Source organism: Aquitalea sp. FG25, from assembly GCF_057809375.1.
Genome location: NZ_JBMDJV010000027.1, coordinates 51119 through 71992, shown reverse-complemented (window position 1 = coordinate 71992; position 20874 = coordinate 51119). Strand labels below are relative to the sequence as shown.

The window sequence follows — 20874 nt, the reverse complement described above, 5'->3', positions numbered from 1 at the left end:
CTGCCAAGAAAGTAGACGCTTCCGCTCAGAAAGCCCAAGCTGCTGACGCTTCCGCTCCGGCCAAAAAGCACGCTGCTAAAAAGCACCACGCTAAAAAGCACGCTGCCAAGAAAGTAGACGCTTCCGCTCAAAAAGCCCAAGCTGCTGACGCTTCCGCTCCGGCCAAGAAAGCCAAGGCTAAGAAAGCCGCTTCCGCTGCCAAGTAATTTGCACGGAATCGACAGCTGACCCCGGTTGGCTGTAAGTCATACCTTCGGGGCGCTTCGGCGCCCCGATTGCATTGGAAAACACCTTATGCTGCGATCTACCCTGCTGGCCCTAAGCCTATGTCTGCTGCCATTGGCAGCCCAAGCCAAACCCACTGCCGAACAGCTGGTGTTGTTCTTTGGCAAGGATGATCGCGTCAAAACCGACCCGGACAACGGCTTGTGGCAGGCCGTCGGCCAACTGGAAACCAAAAGCCATCTGGTCTGTACCGCCACCCTGGTTGCACCGGATGTCGTGGTCACCGCAGGCCATTGCTTTATCAACCGCCATGGCCGCTTTGATCCGGCCATTACCTTTACCGTGGGCCTGGCTGGCAAGGAATACAGCGAGCAAAGCAGCATTCGTGAAGTACAGGTGGACAAGGCGTTTCTGGCCGGGCTGGAACACCGCCCGGACGGTACCTATATCCCCAAAAAAATTGCCGGGCGTGATTTTGCCTTTGTCCGCTTAAGCCAGCCCTTGGGGCGCAGCCGTGGCGTGATTCCGGTTTTTGCCGGCAACAGCCAGGCACTGAAGCAGCAGCTGCAGGGCATCAACAATACCGTTACCAATGGCGGTTATCCGCTGGACGATCTGACTCACCTGCTGGTACACAATAACTGCAAGGCTACCGGGCTGCTGGCTGATGGCCGCCTAACGCACCGCTGTGACACGCTGGAAGGTAATAGTGGCTCGCCCATCCTGGCCAACATCAATGGCCGCATGACGCTGATCGGCATCCAGAGCTCGGCCCCAATCGCATCCCGCCGCCACAAGGAAGACAATATGGCGCTGTCCAGCCCGGTGTTCTACCAGCAACTGCAGCAGTTCATCCAGCAAGGCCAGGCCAAAAAATAAAAACAGAGGCCGCAGCCTCTGTTTCCATCTATTGCCTGCAGCCAACGGTCGGCTGCACTACAGCGCAAGCGCCTGCCGTTGCAGGGCAATCAGTTCGCTGATGCCCTTCTTGGCCAGACGCATCATGGCTGCCATTTCCTCTTCGCTGAACGGCTCGCCCTCTGCTGTTCCCTGCACCTCGACAAAGCGACCATTGCCGGTCATCACCACATTCATATCGGTTTCGCAGTCGGAGTCTTCCAGATAATCCAGATCCAGCACGGCCTCACCCTGGTGGATGCCCACCGAAATGGCGGCAACAAAATCCCGCAGCGGGTTTTCCTGTAGCTTGCCCTGGGCGATCAGGCCGTTGATGGCATCGTGCAAGGCAACAAAGGCACCGGTGATGCTGGCAGTACGCGTTCCTCCATCGGCCTGGATGACATCACAGTCGATCTGAATCTGGCGTTCGCCCAGTTTTTCCATATCCACCACCGCGCGCAGGGAGCGGCCAATCAGGCGCTGAATTTCCTGAGTACGGCCGCTTTGCTTGCCAGCTGCCGATTCGCGCCGCATACGGCTGCCAGTGGAACGCGGCAGCATGCCGTATTCGGCAGTCACCCACCCCTTGCCCTTGCCTTTGAGAAAACCGGGAACAGACTCATCCACGCTGGCGGTGCAAATGACTTTGGTATCGCCAAACTCCACCAGTACCGAACCTTCGGCATGCTTGGTGTAATGGCGGGTAAGGCGGATGGCGCGCAAGGCGTCGGCATTTCTTTGGGAAGGTCGCATCGTGATAATTCCAGTATGAAACAAGCGCTGCGCATGTCTTGCGGCATGCGCAGCCTGAATAATTGAGACAGCGGACTAAACAGATCAGCCCTGCTTGCCAGAAGGGCTGCCCAGACGGCTGGCCAGAATCTCCTGATGCATCAGCTCCAGATTCGGATCCAGGATAACCCGGCCACTGTGGCGCGGCGGAGTCACCAGGGTATCCAGTACATCAGGCTTGCCGACAATGTCTGCCGCATCGTCCAGCAGGGTGATCGCTACCGCCGACAGATTGTCACCGGCACTGCCGGCACGCCGTTCGGCCACATTCATCAGTGCAGGCATCACCTGGCCAACCGCGCGGCCGATGAATACCTTTTCCATTTCGCCATCGCTGATCTGGGACCACAATCCATCCGAGCACAGCACCACGGACGAGCCCGCCTGCAAAAACTGTTTTTCACCGATATCAATGTCCGGATCGGTGGTGGCGCCCAGGCAGTTGTAGATCTTGTTGCGTTCCGGATGGGTGCGCGCCCCTTCCTCGGTGAGCTTGCCCTGATCAATCATGCGTTGAACCTGGGAATGGTCACGCGAGCGCAGCAGCAGGCCCTGCTTGCTGTCCAGCAGATACAGGCGGGAATCACCAACATGGCACCAGTACAACATGCCCTGCTGGATGATGGCCGCCACCACGGTAGTGCTGGGGATTTCCGGCAAGCGCTGATCGGCTGCATAGTCGAGGATCGCCTGATGTGTGGAGCTGATGGCATTGACCAGAAAACGGTTAGGATGCGACAGCGTCGGCGTGGCTTGCTGGTAAAACAGTTCGCTCATCAGATCGATGGTGATCTGCGCCGCCACCTCACCCTGCAAATGTCCTCCCATGCCATCGGCTACCACCAGCATCACGGCTTCGCGGGAGTGGGCAATGACCTGACGGTCCTGATTATAGGAGCGGCCACCGATACGGCTTTCCTGATATAGGGATAGTTTCATCGGGTACTCCTCAGGAAGAACGACCGCCAGCCAGGCCCTTGATCCATCCCACCAGTTTTTTGGCGGCAAGGGAAGATTCGGGCATCGGCTCGGGTTTGCTGTAGTCGGTTTCAAGCAGGCGCTTCTGGATGGTCATCACGCTCGGTGGTCGTGCATCCGGAGCCAGCATCAGGCATTGGTCCGTCAATTCAAGCAACTCTCTGGAATAATAGTGGCGGAACAACTTGCTGGCTGGTGCCAGTTTGTCATCCGCCATGCGGTCATGCGCAATTTGTGGTGTCCTGCCACCCATGCAGACATACAGACAGGCACCAACGGCGTAAATATCGGTCCACGGCCCTAATGGCTGGTCTTTTTCATACTGCTCTGGTGCAGCAAAGCCTGGCGTGTACATGGAGGCAAAATGCTTGTCACGCCGCGACAAGGTTTGCCGGGCCGCACCAAAATCCAGCAACAGCGGGTGGCCGCCACGGCGCAGATAGATATTTGCCGGCTTGATATCCAGGTGAAGCAGACGGTGCAGATGCACCTCGCGCAGACCGGACAGCAAAGCAGCAAACCATTTGCGCAAACGGCGCTCTTCTATGCGCCCGCCCGCCACTTCCAGCTCACGCCCCAGTGAACGGCCATCGGCATATTCCATCACCATGTATACGGTTTGGTTGGCCCGAAAGAAGTTGCTGACATGCACCACATTGCTATGGCTGATTTCCGCCAGAATGCGGCCTTCTTCAAAAAAGCACTTCAGACCCAGATTAAAGGCGTCGCGGTCCAGCTCGTGCGGCACCGTGATCATGCCTTCATCATCGCGCTCGGCCAGATTGCGCGGCAGGTATTCCTTGATGGCATATTTGCGGTCGGCATCATCCAGCGCCAGATAAACCACGCTGAAACCGCCCACGGACAGTTGGCGGACAATGGTGTACTCGGCCAGGCGATAGCCCACCGGCAAGGCAGTCAGTTGGCTGGATTGAGTCATGACATGGCAGTTGCTATAGTGTTCGTTGGCCCGGAATTGAGCTACAACAGCAATTCGGGCCCTGTTCTGTTTTTACTGATACCACTACGGGGGCCCACAATGATTCTAAGTATGACAGGCTTTGCATCCATCAGCAGAGACTTTCCCGGCGGTTTGCTCAGCCTGGAAGTCCGTGCCGTCAACCACCGCTATCTCGATGTGCAGATGCGCCTGCCAGAAGAGCTGCGGGTGATCGAACCACAGCTGCGTGAGATGGTGTCATCTCGCGTTACCCGTGGCAAGCTGGAATGCCGTGTCGGGCTTAACCAGCTGGAGTCGGATAACCCCACGCTGGAGCTTAATACCGACTTTCTGGCCAGCCTGCTGCAAGTGGCAGCACAGGTGGAAAAGCAGGCTCCGCAAGCCAAAGGCCTGTCGGTAGGCGAACTGCTGCGCTGGCCAGGCATCCTGAAGAGCAACACCCTGGCACCGGAAGTACTGCAGCAACTTTGCTTGCAAAGCCTGGCTACCGCACTGGAAGACTTCAACGCATCGCGTGGCCGCGAGGGCGAAAAGCTCAAGCTCATTCTGCAAGAGCGCGTCACTTCAATGGAAACCATCATCGCCGGTATCAAGCCCAAGCTGCCGCTGATTCTGGAAGCCTATATGAACAAGCTGTCCGGCCGTCTGCAAGAAGCGCTGGGCAATGTGGAGGACGACCGTATCAAGCAGGAGTTTGCCCTGTTCGCCCAGAAGATCGACGTAGACGAAGAGCTCTCCCGCCTGACCACCCACCTGACTGAGGTAAAACGCATTCTCAAGGCCGGTGGCCAGACCGGCAAGCGCCTTGATTTCCTGATGCAAGAACTCAATCGTGAGGCCAATACCCTGGGCTCCAAGTCGGTTTCTACCGAAACCACGCAGGCATCGGTAGAACTGAAAGTACTGATAGAGCAGATGCGCGAGCAGATCCAGAATATCGAGTAAGCTTTCGCACCGTGTCACACCGTGGCACCGAAGCAACTGAAGCCCCGCAAGTCGGGGCTTTTTTGATTTCCGCCGCTGCCTCACCTCGCCACGCTTACCGTTCTTTACATCGGTAACACCATGCCGGAATCCATTACGACATAGAATGCCGGCTCGGAGACAAGGAATACATGATGATGAAGGTGGTATGGCTGAGCGTGCTGGCCGGCAGCGTGGGTGGCTGCAGCTATGGGGAAATGCTGGATACCATTCCTGCCGGCCAGCATCGGCCTTATCAACCATCCTCGCCACCCGCTGTTCAGATCATGCCTCCAACACCGGAGGAAACCAGCTTCCTGCAAGCAAATGCGTGCATGCAGTGCCGGGAAGGTGATCGCTTTCATCGTTTCATCCATGACGATCCGGATGTACGCAAATCCCGCATCCCGCGTAACTCGGCACTGGCCGATGATGCCGGGATGGCCAAGAAACAGTGGGTGGATGAAGTCCGGACCGCCGTTTACTTCTCCAAACACATACGCCTGGCCAATGGTGAAAGCCTGTTCAAGCTCATTCAGCACTGCTCTTCCGGCTGGGACAGCCCACAGACCCTGGCGGTGGCATCCCGGCAAAACAAGGTGGCCAGCGGCTTTGATATCCAGTATCTGATCCGCTTCAAGAAATACGGCCAGCCCATCGGGCTGGAAATGCGTGCCGCCTTCATCCGTAAAGGAAGTCAGATACAGGCTGACAGCCCGTTTGCGGATGCCCTGCTGCGTGATCCTGACTTTATGCGAGCCATCCAGTTGCGTTGCTGGAATGATTGAATCGCAGCAACGCCTCACCCAGACGGCAGCGACATCTTTTCATTTTGCTTTTTTTTACCTTGATTACTGGTCAGCAGGCGCGCTGCCACCGCCCTGCCACGTTAAGATGCCTACGGCAAAATGCCCGAGGCGGAAATAGCGCCCTGGCAGAACATTTTCATGGATGCGCAACCGCGATCACGGACTTCAGCTTTGCTTTCACAACGCCCGACCATGCCTGAATTCAAGTATCTGTGCCGCCTGGCCCTGTCCTGCCTGCTGCTCGGTGCCACCCTGCTGGCTGGCTGTACAACAGCGGAATATACGGTGTTTGAATATCGTAACGGCAGCAAGATCATTGATGGTGAAGGTGGCAGCAAGCGCGTGGTGGATGGCGTGGAAATCTGGGATGCGGGTGACCCGCCTCATCGTTACCGGATCATGGGCATGCTCCGTGTCAGTGACTATGACATGGCCACGGTAAACGGCACCATGCTGCGCGCTATTGCGCAGCAAGTCAGGCGTACCGGCGGTAGCGCCGCCATTTTACTGACCAGCAACGGTGGCATGCGCGGTGCCATTGACAGCATGGCCTGGCGGGAGCGTTTGGGCACTCCACAGGAAAACGGTTACCGGATTTTGCGGGCACTGGTTGTGCAGTACTTACCAGAGCAACAGGGTATGCCTGCCGCAGTAAAGACAACGCCTGGCAAGCTTGTCAAACCGACTCGCTAAGCTGCTTGACCAGCAGGTCGGCCTCCACACTGCGAAACTGCAAGTCCTGCTCATGTGCGCAAAGTGCTGCGCCTGCATCAACCAAGCGTCCCAGTTCATCTACGGTGAGCTTGCCGGTAATGGGGGCAATGGCCTGTGCCAGCAATAACGGAATGGCCGACAGGCTGACGGGCTCCGCCGGTGGATGGGTTTGCATCAGGCTCAGAATATCAATGGCATCCATCACAACCTCCTGCCAGTGTTTTTCTGTCTGGAATGCAGTGTTAGAGCATCTGGCCCGGCATATCGTTCAGTTGAACACGTACGTTACTTCGGCACGGTATTGATGACATTGCAGCGGACAATCTCTTCCCACTCATCCAGACTCAGGTTGATTTCCTCGACATCCGGCTTGCGCTGTTCAACATCCTTCCGCCGTTCATACCCGGTAGGAGAACTGCCATCCTTCTGCCGACGATCCTTGCCCGAACGCCGTTCTTCATTGTGTTTTCTTTGTTTGAATGTAGTCATCTACAGCCCCCCCGACAGCCATTGGGCGAATACTTCCAATGTAGTACACCAGCGCACAGGACTAAACCCGACTCGATGCATGCAAATGGGCAATGGCCGAATCGGGCTGTAGGAAGTCCGTATCTGCACTGCCCTACCCGCTGACATTGAACTAGGCTGTGATTTTGACCAATCAGGAATACATCATGCTGGAATTGCGACCGAGCTGTGAACAATGCCGCCGTGCGTTGCCACCGGAATCCACGGAGGCACGCATCTGTTCATTTGAATGTACCTTCTGTGCCGATTGCGCAGCAGTACTGCAGCACTACTGCCCCAATTGCGGCGGTAATCTGGTAGCACGCCCTATCCGCCCACAACGTGACGGTCGTAATGGCAATGATCTGCAGCACTACCCTGCAGGAACACGGGAGGTCTATCAGCCAGCCGATTTGCAGGTGCATGCGCACTGGCTGGCCAGCAGAGGCATCCAGCCCACATGAAACAGGCCCGCGTTAAGCGGGCCTGTTCACGCGAGCAAAACGACAGGGCTCAGTTTTGCTGCCAGATCAAGCGGGCGATAGCAGCAGAATCCAGCTCACCTTCACCTTGCTCCACCAATTGCCGGATCAGTCCCTCAACGCGCTCGGCCTCCGGTAAACGGATGCCAAGCTGCTGGGCAGTATCCAGCACGATACCCATGTCTTTCAGATGCAAATGCGCCTTGAAACCTGGCGCATAGTTGTCATCAATCATGCGCTGGCCATGAATATCCAACACGCGGCTCTGGGCAAAACCGCCCAGCAGGGCCTCACGGACCGGTGCCGGATCGACACCGCAGGCCTTGGCCAGTTTCATCACCTCGGCAACAGCAGCCACGCCAACACCGACTGCGATCTGGTTGCATGCCTTGGCCACTTGCCCGGCACCGGAATCGCCAATATGCGTGATGGTCTTGCCCATGGCCTCCAGGACCGGGCGCACTTTTTGCAGCGCATCTGCCTTGCCACCTACCATGATGGTCAGCGTGCCATTAACCGCACCAACCTGGCCGCCAGAAACCGGGCAATCGAGAAAATCCACACCAGCAGAAGCCAGTCGGCCAGCAATGTCACGGGCACCGATGGGTGAGATGGTACTCATGTCCACACACACCAGACCTGGCCTGGCACCATGCACGGCACCGTTTTCACCTAACAGGACATGGTCAACATCCTTGGTGTCCGACACATTGGTAATCAGCACCTCCACCTGGGCTGCCAGTTGCGCCGGGCTGTCCGCCCAGGCGGCTCCAGCGTCCAGTGCCGCAGCAGCACGCTCTCGCTGGCGTGACCAGACAGTAACGGCGTGGCCGGCTTTCAACAGGTTCAACACACAGGGCAGGCCCATGATGCCCAGGCCGATATAACCGACTTTCATATCCACTCCAGCAGTATGCAGAGACAAAGCATAAGATTACCGCAATCTGGCGTGATGAAGGAGATGGCGTTCAGAAATTTCAGAAGCGACCAGCAAGGCAGGCGCGGCCCGAAAGCCGCTTGGCAGAAATCAGGGAGATGGCAGGCTGTCACGCCGTCCGGTCAGCCAGGATTCAAACTCAAAATCGGCACCGGTCGCCTTGTTTTCCAGGAAATAAACGAAGGCCAGAATTTCTGCCACTGCGCGGTAGAGTTCTTCCGGGATATGCCGGTCCAGATCAACCTGCATCAGCAATGACACCAGTTCTGGCGAATCATGCACAAAGACGCCAGCATCCTTGGCCCGGTCAATGATGCGCTCTGCCAGTTGGCCATAGCCCTTGGCCACTACCGTTGGGGAGCGCTGGCCTTCCCGGTAGGCCAGTGCTACGGCTGACTTGCGCTGATCCTCAGTCTTGGGTGACTGTGCCATTTTTCACCGCCAGATTGGCCAGCGTCAGGCCCGCGGCCTCCATGCCGCTTTGCAATTGATTTGCATGCTGTTGGATCAATCCGCTGGCCTCATCTTCTTCCGCCACAAATGATACCTGCACGCTTTGTCCCACCAGCCGGACCCGCGCCGACAAGCCGCCAAGCGCCGGTAGTTTGAGCGACAGCGATGTACTCCAGACACCAACATCATCGGCACCCAGGCTAGCGGTGCGCTCATTGGTATGTTCCTGCTGAATCTGCAGCTGCATGGGCTGGCCAGGCCAGGCATAACCATTGAGCTGCAGTTGCTGGTTTTCCACGATATCCAGCTGACGCTGGACCAGATTGGCCAGCTCCGGAGCCACCGTACGCGGGCTGAGGGTGTTGGTGCTGCTGGCTTTCTCGGGTGTGAGACTGGCCAGATCATCATTCAGCTTGCTCAACAACCGCGACTGCGGTTCCTGCTGCACCTGGGCAAGGTTATGGCGTCCATCCAGCCACTCCTTGAGGTGGGATTCATAAAACAACCCACTCTGGCTGATATTGTTTTTCAGATCCTGCGCCGTCGCTGCCGGAGGCTGCTTGGCTGCATCAAGGCTGAGATCGGTAGCAGGAAGGCCGGGCTTGCTGGTTTGCAGCATGCCAGTAAGGTATTTCGATGCCGGACTGAGCTGCACCTCGACCGAACCGTCTTGCGCAGCTTCGGTGGCTTGCTCCTGCAAGGCAAAACTGAGCGTCGGGGCCAGGTTGGCCACCTTGAGCGACAAGGTATTGCCGCTGACGGTCATGCCCTGCGGCACCTCCAGATTGAACAGGCTGTTCTTGATCAGAACAGACAGTTGCTGACCGTTGTTTTTACTGTCCACCACCTGGGCAGTCACCTGCTCCCCGAGCATCAGCGGAGGCAGTTTGGCCGGTACAACACTGGCATCCAGCAGGGCCTTTCCGCCTTCCAGCAACAGCCGTACCGAGGAGACGGTTTGCGGTGCAAGCGTTCCGCTTGCAATGGTGGGCGGCAGGGACGGAATCATGAGGTGGAATTGTTTCGGTAAAGGGAGATGATCAGTTCGGCCTCACTGCGCGAAATGCCACACTGGCTAGCCACCTCGGAGGCAGAGATGCCCTTCTTGATCATTTCTATTGCCTGGTTGTAGGGGCTAAGGCTGGCAGGCTCGCTGCGAGACTGTTGCTCAAGCCGCGCCATCAGGCGTGCGAGATCCCGTTGCAAGGTGCTGATTTGCTGCTGCTGTTGATCCAGATACATGGTGGTCAGACTGTCGCGCCGGTTTTCCAGCCGCTGCAGACGCCAGTACAGATAGCCGCAGACGACAGACAATGCCAGCAGCAGCAACACAACAATATAGAAAAAGGGCGAACCGGACATGATGAAACCCTCACGCAGCGCTTTTTCTAAGTGTATGGTGAAACCGGCAGTAACCCAAGCCGGTCTTTACGAAGTGTATGTCTTTAGCAGTCGATTGTTCTGACTGACCATCTGCATCTCATCACGCATCTGGCCTATCCAGTTGGCAATTTCTTGCTGCAACTGTTCGCGCTGGGCAATCAGCAAGATAACGCGTTCACGCGTTGCATCCGGCAAGCTGGCTACATCAGCTTGCAATTGCGGCAACAAACTGGCCAGTTCGCTTTCCTGTCGTTCGGACAGCCTGGTAACCAGATCAAAATCGCGGGCTTCACAGGCGGCAAGCGCCTGGTTCAGTGTCGCCAGCATGGCATCGATTTGCGCGGGCTGGATGCTAGTTTTCATGGCGACACCTCATCGGAGCAATCTCAGTAGGCACTGCTGGCGGCACTGGTTGACATGCTGGAGCGGTTGAGTTCCTGCCAGGCAGGCAGAATGGTTTCCAGCAGGCGGCGTACTTCGGCCAGAATTTCCAGATCATTCTTCAGGTTGGCAATGCTCATCCGCTGCTTCATGTAGATGTAAAGGTCGTTCAGATTACCGGCGGCTTCACTCCCCTGTTGCAGATCGAGCGATTCACGCAGGCCATCGATGATGTCGATGGTTTTGGACACCAGCCGCGCCTTTTCATCGTAACGCTGTGCCTCGATGGCATAGCCGGCCTGGTTGATGGCTTTGATCGCACCTTCATACAACAACACCACCAGTCCGACCGGGCTGGCACCATACACTGCAGCCTTCAGGGCATCATCTTCATAAGCCTTGTTGAACTGCTTGAGCATCTTGGAATTCAGCATGATTCTTTACCGTTTGGTTCTGTCCTAGGCCAGCAAGTTGGCCAGATTGCTGGTCGATTGCTGCATTTTCGACAATACGGCGTTCAACGCTGTGTATTGCTGGGTATACATGGTCTGGCGTGCGCTCAGCTTGGCACTCAGACTGGTTTGCAAACTGGTTTCCGACGTGATCAGGGTGTTGATGGACGTCTTGCTGGTTTCAATCACCCCGTTCGGGCCCAGCAAATCATTCACCGCCGAACTAAGCCGGTCGCCAAAACCGGTACTGCTGGTGTTACCAAACAAATTGGCCACCGCAGTCGGATTGGCGCTGAGCGCCTTGTTGAAGGCGGTCTGGTCCAGTTTTAGTGAGCCATCCTTCTGGATCGAAATCCCGGCCTGTGCCAGATAGGCATAGGAAGTGGTCGCATCAACACCCGGGATTGGAGTACTCAGAATACTGGTGAGCTTTTGCTGGATCGCCAGTACCGAGGCATTGGCCTTCAGGCTGCCGGAACGTGCAGAGTCTACCGCAGATTTCACCTGATTGTAGGCATCAACAAAGCCTTGCAGCGAAGTGGCAATGCCGCTGCTATCCGATGTCATGGTGATGGTGGACTGACCCAGCTTGGTGATGTCTACATTGGCCCCGGAAATGACGTTAGTCAGGTGATTGCTACCGGAGGACACGCTGACACCGTTGACGGTCAGCAAGGCGTCACTAGCCCCAGAGGACTCACTTGCCGCCGTGCTGCTCTGGCTCAGGCCGGCCAGCGTCGAGCCAGAGGTCGAGCCGGAATCGGTGCCACCGGCCTTGATGGTGAAGGCGTTGTCGCTACCCGAGTTGGATGAGGCAAGTACCAGCTTGTACTCACCATTATTTTGTACGACAGAGGCATTGACGCCGGCACCGCTCTGGTTGATACGGTCAGAGATGGACTGCAGGCTGACGGTATCGGTCGCACTGGGCGTCAGATTGATGACGGTATCCTTGCCGGCTACGGTCAGCGTCAGCGAGGTTGGCGCACCGCTCAGGGTTGCCTTGGGATCGGTGACGGCGCTGCTGCCAACACGGTCGAACACCAGTTGGCGCGACTTGGCCAGTTGGGTGACATTCAGCGCATAGCTGCCAGCAACCCCACCGGTGGTTGTCGCCACGTTGGCAATGCTGGTATCGGTGGAACTGGCCTTGAACTGCTGCAGGAATGCTCCTGTCGACATTTTGCTGGCGGAGCTTTGCAAGGCTGACAGGGCAGAGCTGATCTGGCCGATCGAACTCAGCTGAGTATTGTACTTGCTGGAACGCTGCTGACTGACTTGCAGAGGCTGCTGCTCGATGGTCATCAACTGGCTGACAATGGACTGGACATCCAGTGTGCCGACACTGGTCGTAATCGAAGCCATCTTGCATTACCTCCTTTACTGACTGGGTATTGCCGCTCTCAGGCTTTGTCCTTGAGCAGCAAGCCCCTGAAATCGTCGATCGCCTTGGCGATGCGGATCGCATCTTCCGACGGAATCTGCCGGATGACTTTTTGCGTTTCCTGATCCACGACCTTGACGACCTGGATATTGGTTTCCTTGTCTACAGAAAACTCCAGCTGGCTGGAGTAAAGCTTGGCCACGTCGTTCAACTGCTTGACCGAGTTCTGCAACTCCAGTGGATCGGGGTTTTTCTGCTTCGTTCCATCACTGGTGGCATTTTGCGCCTGACTTTGCCCTACGGCAACGACACCGTTGGTGGTATTCGGCAGCACCGAACTGGCGGTGGCGTCGGCTGTATTTCCCTGAGTCAGCTGGTTCTGCTGGCGCGCGGTCGGTGTACTGGCCATGGGAAGGACAGGACCATTTGTAGATGATATTTGCATTGCAGCGACTCCCGTACAAACGGCCCCGGTCAGCATGCCAACCGAGGCCGGTTCTTCAGCTTATGCTATCAATGTAGCTTACTGCAGCAGCGTCAGGGCAGACTGAGACAAGGAGTTAGCCTGTTTCAGGATGGAAGTGCCAGCCTGTTGCAGAATCTGGTTCTTGGTCAGGTTGGCCGTTTCCGACGCGAAGTCTACATCCACGATACGGCTGTTGGCTGCGGTCAGGTTGGTTACATAGTTTTGCAGGTTGGCAACCACGGCATCGAAACGGTTCTGTACCGCACCGAAGGTGGAACGGATGTTCGATACGGTACCGATATCCGCATCCAGCGCCGACAGCTGAGCTTGAGCACCAGTCTGGGTCAGTACGTTGATCGTGGCGCTATTGGTCAGCGACGAGTTGTACGAAGACAGCTGGGTGGTCAGGTCGGAAGCCGATACCGATACGGTGTTGTCGGTAGAACCGGAGGAACCTACCTGGAAAGTCAGGGTGTTACCACCAGACAACAGCTTGGTGCCGTTGAACTGGGTGGTTTGCACGATACGCGAAATTTCCTGGGTCAGCTGGTCAACTTCTTTTTGCAGCTGCGAACGGTTAGTGTCGCTAACCGAGCCGTTGGCGGATTGGGTAGCAATTTCACGGATACGCTGCAGGTTGTTACCAATCTGACCCAGCGCGCCTTCAGCCGTCTGACCTACGGAAGTACCGTCGTTTGCGTTACGGATGGCCTGGTTGTTACCACGGATGGCGGCAGTCAGGGTTTGGGAAATAGCCAGGCCGGCAGCATCATCCTTGGCACTGTTTACGCGCAGACCGGAGGACAGGCGTTGCAGGGACAGGTTGAGCGAAGAACTGGAGTTGCTCAGGTTGTTCTGTGCGGTGAGCGACGCAATATTGGTGTTGACGGTAAGTGCCATGATGATTCTCCTTAGAGCATTCGGGGGGGCGACTGTGTGGGCCTTGACTAGTTATCGGCCCCCCGCTGGCAAACTTTAGAAGTTCGGCAATTATTTTTTGCCGACTTCTGCACTCAAGCTTTGCTGCCAATCATCAAGGTGATCCTCCAACCAGTAATGACGGTCTACCCAGGCACGCAGGGCATCGCCTTCCCGGTAGGCCGCATCCAGATCGCTGATGCGGCTGCGAATGGCGTCCACCCAGGCTTCCGTGGTGTTGGGCACACGGCATACCGGTGCATCATTGGTCTGGTAGGGGTAGATATCCGTGCAGATAACCGGCCAGCGCATCACACCATATTCCAGCAGGCGCAAATTGCTCTTGGATTCATTGAAGGGATTGATTTCCAGTGGTGCGATGGCCAAATCCAGATTCAGGCTGGCCATTTTTTCCGGATACTCCTGGAAGGACACGCAAGGGTGCTCCTCGGCGATATAAGGCCGCATCTCGGGCAGGCACATGCCCATGAATACCCACTCCACTTCATCTGCTGTCTGCTTGACCACATCGATGATCAACGCCAGATCGCCCTGGTGCTGCTGGGCACCTACCCAGCCCACACGCGGCTTTTTGCCCTGGCCGCGCAGTGAGGAAACCTTACCCCACATGTGGCGGGCCAGGCGGTTTGGCACCACGCGGATGTCGGCAATCATGTCGCGGCAGGCATCGGCCAGCGGCTCGGTGGAAACCACCAGCGTGTCAAAATGCTTGAGCATGGCGCGCAGACGTGGACGCGCATCGGGCATGGTTTTGCGCCATACGCGGTTGAGAATGCTTTTTTCCGGCAGCGCCCCCACCAGGTCATCCAGCCCGAACACCAGACGCAAGCCCGGCAGGTATTCGCGATACTGCTTGACCGCATGCAGGACACCGTCGGTAAGCATGGTGTGAATCAACAGCACATCCGGATTGAATCTAGCCATTTCCACCACCGACAGCAGCGGCGCAGCGCCTCGTTCCGGCGAAATCATCGTCACATCTAGCCGCCCGCTTTCTTGCAGGGCATGGAAGGGCAGCGACACGCGGTACTCGCCACTGCCGCCGGGAATGGGCAAGCCCAGTACCTTGCGACGCCCGGCCTGGCGCGGCAACCAGTTGGTATCCCGCGTCGGCTCAAAAGCCATGTCCTTGGTACGGAAGGTAAGGTGGCGGTTGTAGGCCGGATCATGCGCCAGTTGTGGCAGCCAGCGTTTGAGCACCACGGCCAGCTCCTGCTGTTCGCGCACGGCCGCCGCCAGTGCAACGGCAGGTTCGTACGTGAGTTTGCCGATACTCTTGGCATGGTGGTGCACCATGGTGACATAGGGCGTAAACACGTTCAGCAGCCCTTGTCGCTGCAGCTTGAGGCAGAAGTCCACGTCGTTGAACAGCACGGTGAGCTGCTCGGCATCAAAGCCACCCACGGCCAGATATTTATCCTTGGCCACCATCAGGCAGGCGGCGGTGACGGCAGAGTAATTCTGCTCGGTCAGCAGGCGGTTCATATAGCCCGGCGCATCCAGTTCCGACTGTTCGAACACATGATCAGCCACCGACAAGACACCGCCCGGCAAGCCCAGCACGATGCCAGCATGCTGGATGCAGCCACTTTCCGGGTACACCAGCCGGATGCCCACAGCACCTACTTCCGGGCGTTGCGCAATCCCGATCATCCGCTCCAGCCACTCGGGCTGGATGATTTCGGTATCGTTATTGAGCAGCACGATGTAATCCCCACGCGCCTGCTCCACCCCCAGATTGCACTGGGCCGAAAAATTGAAGGGATGGGGATAATCGATGATGCGGACCTGATCCGGATAATCCTGCTGCAAGTCCTGATAAAAACGGAAGGTATCCGGGTCCTGTGAGCCGTTGTCGATAATCAGCAACTCAAACTCGCGGTAGCCGGTGCGGGCAAACAGGCTTTCCACGCAGGGCTGCAGGTATTCCATTTTGTCGCGGGTGGGGATGATGACCGACACCAGCGGATTGCCACTAACCTGGTATTCCACATGCAGGGTGTTGTCGGCATAACCGTTGACCACACTGGCCGCAATACCCAGTCGCTGCAGGTGATTTTCCAGCGCCACCCGGCGTGCCGCCTCGCGTTCATGCTGCACCCCCAGCGGCTCTGCCGGGAAGTGCATCAGGACTTCATCCAGATGCTGCACCACACCCAGGCCGTAGTTTTCCGCCAGACGCAGCAGGTGATTCCAGCTTTCGCAGCCCGGATACGCTTCAAAGCCTCCCAAGCTGGCCAGGCCCTGATAGGACAGCGCAACAGCAGCGCCGACATAGTCCTGTGCCCGCAGGTAGTCCAGCGAGAAATCTGGCTTCAGTTGCGGCAGCACACGGCATTCCGGCTGCGTGTAGCTGTCGTGATCGGTATAGATGGCCAGCGCCTGCGGGTTAGCGTGGATGCAGTCACCCATGCGCAGCAGCAATTGCGGTGCAATCATGGCCCCGGCCGGCAACAGCAGCACCCAGTCTGCCGGGATTTCCCCCAGCAGGCCGTTGAGCGCCATGCTGAACAACTGCGGGTCATCCAGAGAGTCCAGTTGCAGCCAGCCCAGCGTGTCATTCTGATTGAAGATGGGATCTGGCATTTCCCAGTCCGCCACCACAATCAGCTTCCAGTGCTTGTACAGCTGCTGCTGCAAGGCATCGATGGTATTGGCCAGCAGGGCCGCTTCACTGGCACGGATGGGCATCAACAGCAGAAACTGTGGCTGCTGCTGCCATTGCATCAGCATGCGCTCGGCCATCATCTCAGCATCGATTTCGCGCAGTTGGTGCTGTTTGTCCCAGCTTTGCCAGGCACGATAGGTATTCGGCCACATCAACTGCAGGCGATTGTTTTCCACCACGGCCTGCCGCTCGGGGTGATAGCTGGCCAGGGTGTCCAGAAACGGGGTCGGCAACACTTCACGCAGCAGTTCTACCCAACGGTAGGCCTGGCTCTCCAGCGTGGCATAGCGCAACAGGTAATCACGTGAGGCCGTGTGCAACTGGTGACGGCGCTCGGCGTCCTCCACCAGCCGCGACAGGGCAGCATCCCAGCTGGCGGTATCGTTGCCCACCACTTCGGCAAGGCCCAGCTCCTTGGCTTCACGATAAGCCGGGACATCGCTGAGCACACAGGCTGCGCCGATGGCGGTGTACTCCAGCCATTTCAGATCGGATTTGGACTCGTTGAAGACGGTGTCTTCCAGCGGAGCGATACCGATGTCGATCTCCAGCCGGTTAAGCTCCTGCAGGTATTCGATGTAGGTAACCGACTTGCCCACCACCTTGACGTTGGCTGCCCCCTCCAAGCCGCTCAGGCTGCAACCCCAGAACACAAACTGCACCAGGTGTGCATATTTTTGCTGGATGTTGAGCAGGGCCTGGCCAATGACCTTCATGTCGTCGGCGTGGGTGGAGGTTCCGGCAAAGCCGATGGTGATAGGCGCATCCGGGCCTTTGGGCTCGCGCTTGAGGCTGGCGTAGCGCGTAGCAGACAGCGCATTGGGAATCAGATGCACATTCTGGTTCAGCTCGCGCAGGCGCACTGCCAGCGGCTCGGTGCTGGCCGTTACCGCAGCAAACAGATGCATCTTGTCGCGCCAGAAACGTAGCAGGCCGTAAGGATCGAATTCATAGAACTGACGGTGCGATGCCGGCATGCCCGGCAGCCAGTCGTCAGCTTCAAAAATCATGGTTTTGCCACTGGCAAAACACTTGTCGAGAAAGCTGCTGTTACGTTCGCTCAGAATGCCGCGCTGAATGATGAATACATCGGCCCACTCCACCAGAGTATCGATATCAAACTCTTCCCGGCGGCAGCCAACTGCCGAATTGCCTGGGAAGTACGCGGTGTCGATCCAGGGCGACAGCAAGCTGAAAGCATCATGCAGGCGCAGGCGCATGCAGGCACCATCCAGGAAATCCCCGGACAGCACACCCAGACGCAGGCGTTGCGCCGGCAGGGTGTCGGTTGCCGTGGCTACCGACAGCTTGGGTAACTGGCGTTCGGTACGGCCAGATTTGCCAATGGCCAGTTGAACGGCGACATTGGAATAGGACTTGGCGCGTACCCGGCCCTGTGTGGTGTCGATGAAGTCACGCAGCTCTTGCAGGAATTCCTGGTGGATTGCCTCGTAACGCTCCCTGGCCTTGTGTACCGTGGCCTTGGCATGGGCGATGGCTTCCGGGCTATCGCCCCAGGCCACACCATCGTCACCCAGATAGCTGTGCAAGGGCTTGTCCAGCATCAGCGGATTGGGCAGATACACCACCGGGCAGCCACACAGCAGCGCCTCGAAGCAGCCGGTGCTGTGCTCATAGGTGTAGAACAACTCAGCCGAACGGTAGAGTGCAGCCAGTTCACGCGGGCTGCGCACCTTGCCACGGAAAGAAATTTCCGTGGCATCGGCCACCACCTCGCCCGGCACGCCACCCTTTTCCAGGTAGCGATGCAGCCACACCAGCTTGCCATGGCGCTCTCCGACACCATCGCTGTTGTAAACCTGCGTATCGATCAAAGGCACTTGCAGCAAGGCGGCAGACCAGCCATCCGGCACGATATCCCAACCGTGGGTATACACCATGTCACTGGCCGCCCAGCCCAGCTTGTCCAGCGGGGTATTGGACAACCGTCCGGGGTAGTTCAGCAGATAGCGCACGACATGACGTGCCTGCAGCGGGTTGCCTCGGATGATTTCCGGGTAGATGACAACCGGCTCGCGCCCGGCTTCCCGGTGTGCCTGATAGATTTCCTGCGTGAGAACCCGTGTGTTCAGGCCGTGACTGGCCTCCTGATGCATCACATACGCTTCCTGGCCTTTCTCGTTCAACCAGTGACACAGGTGATAGAGCGCACGCACCCCGCCGGAGGTCTCACGGTAAGGGGGCGCATAGATGTAGTAAGGCGAGTTGGCCAGATCAGCAGTTGTAGACAGGGCTTGAGACATAGGGGCCTCGAATTGGAGTAGTAATGCGCACTTAACCGCGCGTCTGATAGAAAGCCTGTACCGCCAGACACACCCGGCGGACCTGTTCCATGGTCATTTCAGAATACAAGGGCAGCCGCAGCAAGCGGCCAGCCAGGTCTTCCGTGACGGACAAACTGCCGCAGCTACGGGCAAAGCGTTGCCCCGCCGGCGAGTCATGCAAGGGAACATAATGGAATACCGCTGAGATGTTCTGCTGTTGCAGATGGGCGATCAGCGCGCTTCTCTCTTCAGCACTGCGGCACAACAGGTAGAAAATATGTCCATTTTCCGGCCGGTTTCCCGGCGACAGCGGCAGGCGGAACAAGCCCTGTGCCGCCAATGGCTCCAGCAGGCTCAGGTACTTGCCGTACAGCACGCGGCGATGCGCATTGATGCGCTTGGCCTGCTCCAGCTGGGCGTACAGGAAGGCAGCACTCAGTTCGCTGGGCAGGAAGGAGGAGCCGATATCTACCCAGGTGTACTTGTCCACCTCGCCACGGAAAAAGGCTTTGCGGTTGGTACCCTTCTGCCAGATCACCTCGGCCCTGGCCATCAATGCCGGGTTGTTGATCAGCAAGGCACCGCCTTCACCGCAGATGATGTTCTTGGTTTCGTGGAAGCTCAGGCAGCCCAGATCACCAATCGTCCCCAGCGATCGACCGTCGGATTGCGCCAGAATGGCCTGGGCGGCGTCTTCGATCAATAACAGTCCATGGCGCTGGCAGATGTCCTTGAGCGCTTCCATCGCACAGGGCTGGCCAGCGTAATGCACGGCAACCACCGCCTTGGTACGCGGCGTAATGGCTGCCTCTACCAGCGTTTCATCCAGATTCAGCGTATCGGGGCGGATATCGATGAAAACCGGCACCCCACCTCGCAACACAAAGGCATTGGCGGTGGAAACAAAGGTGAAGGACGGCATGATCACCTCATCACCCGGGCCGATATCAGCCAGGATGGCCGCCATTTCCAGCGCAGCCGTGCAGGAGTGGGTGAGCAGGGCCTTGGGGGTGCCCAGATGCTCCTCCAGCCAGTGCTGACACTTGCGGCTGTAGACACCATCTCCGGCAATGGAGCTGCTCATGACCGCTTGTGCGATATAGAACAGCTCTTTGCCAACGATGAACGGTTTGCCAAACGGGATGCGCGGAAGGCTCATGCCGCCACTTTCTGGAAAATTCCGAATAGTTTGTAACCCAGCATGGCCTGGTGCACATGCTCCACAGTCAACTGCCGGGGGTGTGCCAGCGCCTGTCCCGTCAGTTGCTGCCATGCAGTGGCAATCACCGCGTCTGGATAGGCAAGGATGCGGTCCAGCTCGCTGATGTACGTTTCGAAGAAGCGCATTTCAAAACCGGCCTTGCGCATCAGCCCTGGCAGGGTCTGCTCTTCGAAATAGCTCCAGTGCCCATGGCAGATATTGTTATTGCGCCCACCTTCAATCGTCAGCAGCAGGCTGCGGAAATTGGGCACCTGGATCACCAGCCAGCCACCGGGCTGCATGTCGGCAGACACCCCTGCCAGAAAGGCCAGCGGATCCGGCAGATGTTCCAGCACATCCAGCATCAGTACCGCATCAAAAGGCCCCCAGTCTGCGGGGAGCGCACATGGGTACTCGCCACACACCGCCTGTAGCTGCTGCTGGCGGCAGTGGGCAACCGCTGCCGGATTGATTTCCACCCCCTGGGCCGTCCAGCCTGCGGCTTGGGCGGCCTGCAATAGGGCTCCGGTGGAGGAACCGATATCCAGCACGCTGCCGGTTCCCGCCAGGCTACCCAGCCTGGCCATCACATAGCGCGCCTTGTCCTGCTCCAGCGCGGCATAGTGCGGGTCGATCTTGAGCGCCATATTGGCATCCGCCGCCTGGCTGGCCTGGTAGCGCTGTTGTTCGAAAGCACGGTTGATCACTTCACGGCTGTAGACCAGAGCACAACCGGCACAACGCATCAGGTGCATGCCATATGCCTGCAACACCAGGCTGGCGGTGGCCGACGCAGTATGACAGTAGGGACAATCGCGTGCAAAGCTGGCACCGGGCAAAAACTGGCCGTTGTCGTCCAGCAAGCGGCGAAATGTCTCGTCCTCCGCCCGGCGTAATGCCGAATTGGACGGGGCAAGCGCAGCGCGTACTCCGGGGCGCAATGCAGCGTCGAAACTGTTCTTATCCACAGAAATGCTCCACAAATCCTGCTATC

At 57.7% G+C, this 20874-nt stretch carries 23 protein-coding genes; 6 read left to right on the top strand and 17 right to left on the bottom strand.

What is annotated here, in order from left to right:
* The coding region (locus ACODR9_RS20300) for a hypothetical protein (protein ID WP_488811750.1) at nucleotides 1-206 on the top strand (206 nt) is incomplete at its 5' end.
* Between the two features lie 88 nt (nucleotides 207-294).
* On the top strand, nucleotides 295-1104 hold the full coding sequence (locus ACODR9_RS20295; protein WP_488811748.1) for a trypsin-like serine peptidase: 810 nt from the start codon (nucleotides 295-297) through the stop codon (nucleotides 1102-1104).
* A 57-nt stretch (nucleotides 1105-1161) separates the two neighbouring features.
* Here the strand turns inward: ACODR9_RS20295 and rph are convergent, their stop codons facing one another.
* The 3 genes from rph to ACODR9_RS20280 all read right to left on the bottom strand — a co-directional run bounded on the left by rph (nucleotide 1162) and on the right by ACODR9_RS20280 (nucleotide 3835).
* Nucleotides 1162-1878 carry a ribonuclease PH gene (gene rph / locus ACODR9_RS20290; protein WP_488811746.1) on the bottom strand — a complete coding sequence of 239 codons (717 nt, stop codon included), beginning with the start codon at nucleotides 1876-1878 and terminating at the stop codon, nucleotides 1162-1164.
* 84 nt (nucleotides 1879-1962) lie between these two features.
* Nucleotides 1963-2856: a PP2C family protein-serine/threonine phosphatase gene (locus ACODR9_RS20285; RefSeq protein WP_488811744.1), complete on the bottom strand. Its 894-nt coding sequence runs from the start codon at nucleotides 2854-2856 to the stop codon at nucleotides 1963-1965.
* 10 nt (nucleotides 2857-2866) lie between these two features.
* Nucleotides 2867-3835 (bottom strand): serine/threonine protein kinase, encoded by a 969-nt coding sequence (locus tag ACODR9_RS20280; RefSeq protein ID WP_488811742.1) that lies wholly within the window; start codon nucleotides 3833-3835, stop codon nucleotides 2867-2869.
* Between the two features lie 99 nt (nucleotides 3836-3934).
* Between ACODR9_RS20280 and ACODR9_RS20275 the strand changes: the two genes are divergently transcribed.
* From ACODR9_RS20275 to ACODR9_RS20265, 3 genes are all read left to right on the top strand, one after another.
* A complete protein-coding gene (locus ACODR9_RS20275) occupies nucleotides 3935-4801 on the top strand; it encodes a YicC/YloC family endoribonuclease (protein ID WP_488811740.1) in 867 nt (288 codons plus the stop codon).
* Between the two features lie 173 nt (nucleotides 4802-4974).
* On the top strand, nucleotides 4975-5607 hold the full coding sequence (locus ACODR9_RS20270) for a hypothetical protein (RefSeq protein WP_488811738.1): 633 nt from the start codon (nucleotides 4975-4977) through the stop codon (nucleotides 5605-5607).
* Between the two features lie 213 nt (nucleotides 5608-5820).
* Entirely contained in the window at nucleotides 5821-6321 is a 501-nt protein-coding gene (locus ACODR9_RS20265) for a hypothetical protein (protein ID WP_488811736.1), read from the top strand.
* Here the strand turns inward: ACODR9_RS20265 and ACODR9_RS20260 are convergent.
* Both ACODR9_RS20260 and ACODR9_RS20255 read right to left on the bottom strand, forming a co-directional pair.
* Nucleotides 6305-6544 carry a hypothetical protein gene (locus tag ACODR9_RS20260; RefSeq protein WP_488811734.1) on the bottom strand — a complete coding sequence of 80 codons (240 nt, stop codon included), beginning with the start codon at nucleotides 6542-6544 and terminating at the stop codon, nucleotides 6305-6307. The genes ACODR9_RS20265 and ACODR9_RS20260 overlap by 17 nt on opposite strands.
* 83 nt (nucleotides 6545-6627) lie before the next feature.
* Nucleotides 6628-6831 (bottom strand): hypothetical protein, encoded by a 204-nt coding sequence (locus ACODR9_RS20255; RefSeq protein ID WP_488811732.1) that lies wholly within the window; start codon nucleotides 6829-6831, stop codon nucleotides 6628-6630.
* 185 nt (nucleotides 6832-7016) lie between these two features.
* On the opposite strand from ACODR9_RS20255, the gene ACODR9_RS20250 reads away from it, so the two are divergent.
* A complete protein-coding gene (locus ACODR9_RS20250; RefSeq protein ID WP_488811730.1) occupies nucleotides 7017-7313 on the top strand; it encodes a DUF1272 domain-containing protein in 297 nt (98 codons plus the stop codon).
* A gap of 49 nt (nucleotides 7314-7362) precedes the next feature.
* Here the strand turns inward: ACODR9_RS20250 and ACODR9_RS20245 are convergent, their stop codons facing one another.
* From ACODR9_RS20245 to ACODR9_RS20190, 12 genes are all read right to left on the bottom strand, one after another.
* Nucleotides 7363-8229, bottom strand: coding sequence for an NAD(P)-dependent oxidoreductase (locus ACODR9_RS20245; RefSeq protein WP_488811728.1), 867 nt, complete (start codon nucleotides 8227-8229; stop codon nucleotides 7363-7365).
* Nucleotides 8230-8358: 129 nt separating this feature from the next.
* Nucleotides 8359-8700 carry an EscU/YscU/HrcU family type III secretion system export apparatus switch protein gene (locus ACODR9_RS20240; RefSeq protein WP_488811726.1) on the bottom strand — a complete coding sequence of 114 codons (342 nt, stop codon included), beginning with the start codon at nucleotides 8698-8700 and terminating at the stop codon, nucleotides 8359-8361.
* Nucleotides 8678-9730: a flagellar hook-length control protein FliK gene (gene fliK, locus ACODR9_RS20235; protein ID WP_488811724.1), complete on the bottom strand. Its 1053-nt coding sequence runs from the start codon at nucleotides 9728-9730 to the stop codon at nucleotides 8678-8680. The genes ACODR9_RS20240 and fliK overlap by 23 nt, the downstream gene beginning before the upstream one ends.
* On the bottom strand, nucleotides 9727-10083 hold the full coding sequence (locus ACODR9_RS20230; RefSeq protein WP_159879652.1) for a DUF2802 domain-containing protein: 357 nt from the start codon (nucleotides 10081-10083) through the stop codon (nucleotides 9727-9729). The genes fliK and ACODR9_RS20230 overlap by 4 nt, the downstream gene beginning before the upstream one ends.
* A gap of 66 nt (nucleotides 10084-10149) precedes the next feature.
* Nucleotides 10150-10467: a hypothetical protein gene (locus ACODR9_RS20225; RefSeq protein WP_488811722.1), complete on the bottom strand. Its 318-nt coding sequence runs from the start codon at nucleotides 10465-10467 to the stop codon at nucleotides 10150-10152.
* Nucleotides 10468-10490: 23 nt separating this feature from the next.
* Complete coding sequence (gene fliS, locus ACODR9_RS20220) at nucleotides 10491-10919, bottom strand: flagellar export chaperone FliS (RefSeq protein WP_488811721.1); 429 nt, start codon at nucleotides 10917-10919, stop codon at nucleotides 10491-10493.
* 24 nt (nucleotides 10920-10943) lie between these two features.
* Nucleotides 10944-12302 carry a flagellar filament capping protein FliD gene (gene fliD / locus ACODR9_RS20215; protein ID WP_488811719.1) on the bottom strand — a complete coding sequence of 453 codons (1359 nt, stop codon included), beginning with the start codon at nucleotides 12300-12302 and terminating at the stop codon, nucleotides 10944-10946.
* A gap of 38 nt (nucleotides 12303-12340) precedes the next feature.
* Nucleotides 12341-12766 carry a flagellar protein FlaG gene (locus ACODR9_RS20210; RefSeq protein ID WP_488811718.1) on the bottom strand — a complete coding sequence of 142 codons (426 nt, stop codon included), beginning with the start codon at nucleotides 12764-12766 and terminating at the stop codon, nucleotides 12341-12343.
* Between the two features lie 78 nt (nucleotides 12767-12844).
* On the bottom strand, nucleotides 12845-13687 hold the full coding sequence (locus ACODR9_RS20205) for a flagellin N-terminal helical domain-containing protein (protein WP_045846808.1): 843 nt from the start codon (nucleotides 13685-13687) through the stop codon (nucleotides 12845-12847).
* 90 nt (nucleotides 13688-13777) lie between these two features.
* A complete protein-coding gene (locus tag ACODR9_RS20200; RefSeq protein ID WP_488811717.1) occupies nucleotides 13778-18658 on the bottom strand; it encodes a glycosyltransferase in 4881 nt (1626 codons plus the stop codon).
* 31 nt (nucleotides 18659-18689) lie between these two features.
* Entirely contained in the window at nucleotides 18690-19838 is a 1149-nt protein-coding gene (gene rffA, locus ACODR9_RS20195) for a dTDP-4-amino-4,6-dideoxygalactose transaminase (RefSeq protein WP_488811715.1), read from the bottom strand.
* On the bottom strand, nucleotides 19835-20848 hold the full coding sequence (locus ACODR9_RS20190; protein ID WP_488811714.1) for a class I SAM-dependent methyltransferase: 1014 nt from the start codon (nucleotides 20846-20848) through the stop codon (nucleotides 19835-19837). Before ACODR9_RS20190 ends, rffA begins: the two co-directional genes overlap by 4 nt.
* Nucleotides 20849-20874 lie beyond the last annotated feature (26 nt).

Excerpts from the sequence above, each read along its gene's own strand:
- ACODR9_RS20295 (WP_488811748.1), top strand. The coding sequence starts at position 295 with ATGCTGCGATCTACCCTGCTGGCCCTAAGCCTATGTCTGCTGCCATTG.
- rph (WP_488811746.1), bottom strand. The coding sequence starts at position 1,878 with ATGCGACCTTCCCAAAGAAATGCCGACGCCTTGCGCGCCATCCGCCTT.
- ACODR9_RS20285 (WP_488811744.1), bottom strand. The coding sequence starts at position 2,856 with ATGAAACTATCCCTATATCAGGAAAGCCGTATCGGTGGCCGCTCCTAT.
- ACODR9_RS20280 (WP_488811742.1), bottom strand. The coding sequence starts at position 3,835 with ATGACTCAATCCAGCCAACTGACTGCCTTGCCGGTGGGCTATCGCCTG.
- ACODR9_RS20275 (WP_488811740.1), top strand. The coding sequence starts at position 3,935 with ATGATTCTAAGTATGACAGGCTTTGCATCCATCAGCAGAGACTTTCCC.
- ACODR9_RS20270 (WP_488811738.1), top strand. The coding sequence starts at position 4,975 with ATGATGAAGGTGGTATGGCTGAGCGTGCTGGCCGGCAGCGTGGGTGGC.
- ACODR9_RS20265 (WP_488811736.1), top strand. The coding sequence starts at position 5,821 with ATGCCTGAATTCAAGTATCTGTGCCGCCTGGCCCTGTCCTGCCTGCTG.
- ACODR9_RS20260 (WP_488811734.1), bottom strand. The coding sequence starts at position 6,544 with ATGGATGCCATTGATATTCTGAGCCTGATGCAAACCCATCCACCGGCG.
- ACODR9_RS20255 (WP_488811732.1), bottom strand. The coding sequence starts at position 6,831 with ATGACTACATTCAAACAAAGAAAACACAATGAAGAACGGCGTTCGGGC.
- ACODR9_RS20250 (WP_488811730.1), top strand. The coding sequence starts at position 7,017 with ATGCTGGAATTGCGACCGAGCTGTGAACAATGCCGCCGTGCGTTGCCA.
- ACODR9_RS20245 (WP_488811728.1), bottom strand. The coding sequence starts at position 8,229 with ATGAAAGTCGGTTATATCGGCCTGGGCATCATGGGCCTGCCCTGTGTG.
- ACODR9_RS20240 (WP_488811726.1), bottom strand. The coding sequence starts at position 8,700 with ATGGCACAGTCACCCAAGACTGAGGATCAGCGCAAGTCAGCCGTAGCA.
- fliK (WP_488811724.1), bottom strand. The coding sequence starts at position 9,730 with ATGATTCCGTCCCTGCCGCCCACCATTGCAAGCGGAACGCTTGCACCG.
- ACODR9_RS20230 (WP_159879652.1), bottom strand. The coding sequence starts at position 10,083 with ATGTCCGGTTCGCCCTTTTTCTATATTGTTGTGTTGCTGCTGCTGGCA.
- ACODR9_RS20225 (WP_488811722.1), bottom strand. The coding sequence starts at position 10,467 with ATGAAAACTAGCATCCAGCCCGCGCAAATCGATGCCATGCTGGCGACA.
- fliS (WP_488811721.1), bottom strand. The coding sequence starts at position 10,919 with ATGCTGAATTCCAAGATGCTCAAGCAGTTCAACAAGGCTTATGAAGAT.
- fliD (WP_488811719.1), bottom strand. The coding sequence starts at position 12,302 with ATGGCTTCGATTACGACCAGTGTCGGCACACTGGATGTCCAGTCCATT.
- ACODR9_RS20210 (WP_488811718.1), bottom strand. The coding sequence starts at position 12,766 with ATGCAAATATCATCTACAAATGGTCCTGTCCTTCCCATGGCCAGTACA.
- ACODR9_RS20205 (WP_045846808.1), bottom strand. The coding sequence starts at position 13,687 with ATGGCACTTACCGTCAACACCAATATTGCGTCGCTCACCGCACAGAAC.
- ACODR9_RS20200 (WP_488811717.1), bottom strand. The coding sequence starts at position 18,658 with ATGTCTCAAGCCCTGTCTACAACTGCTGATCTGGCCAACTCGCCTTAC.
- rffA (WP_488811715.1), bottom strand. The coding sequence starts at position 19,838 with ATGAGCCTTCCGCGCATCCCGTTTGGCAAACCGTTCATCGTTGGCAAA.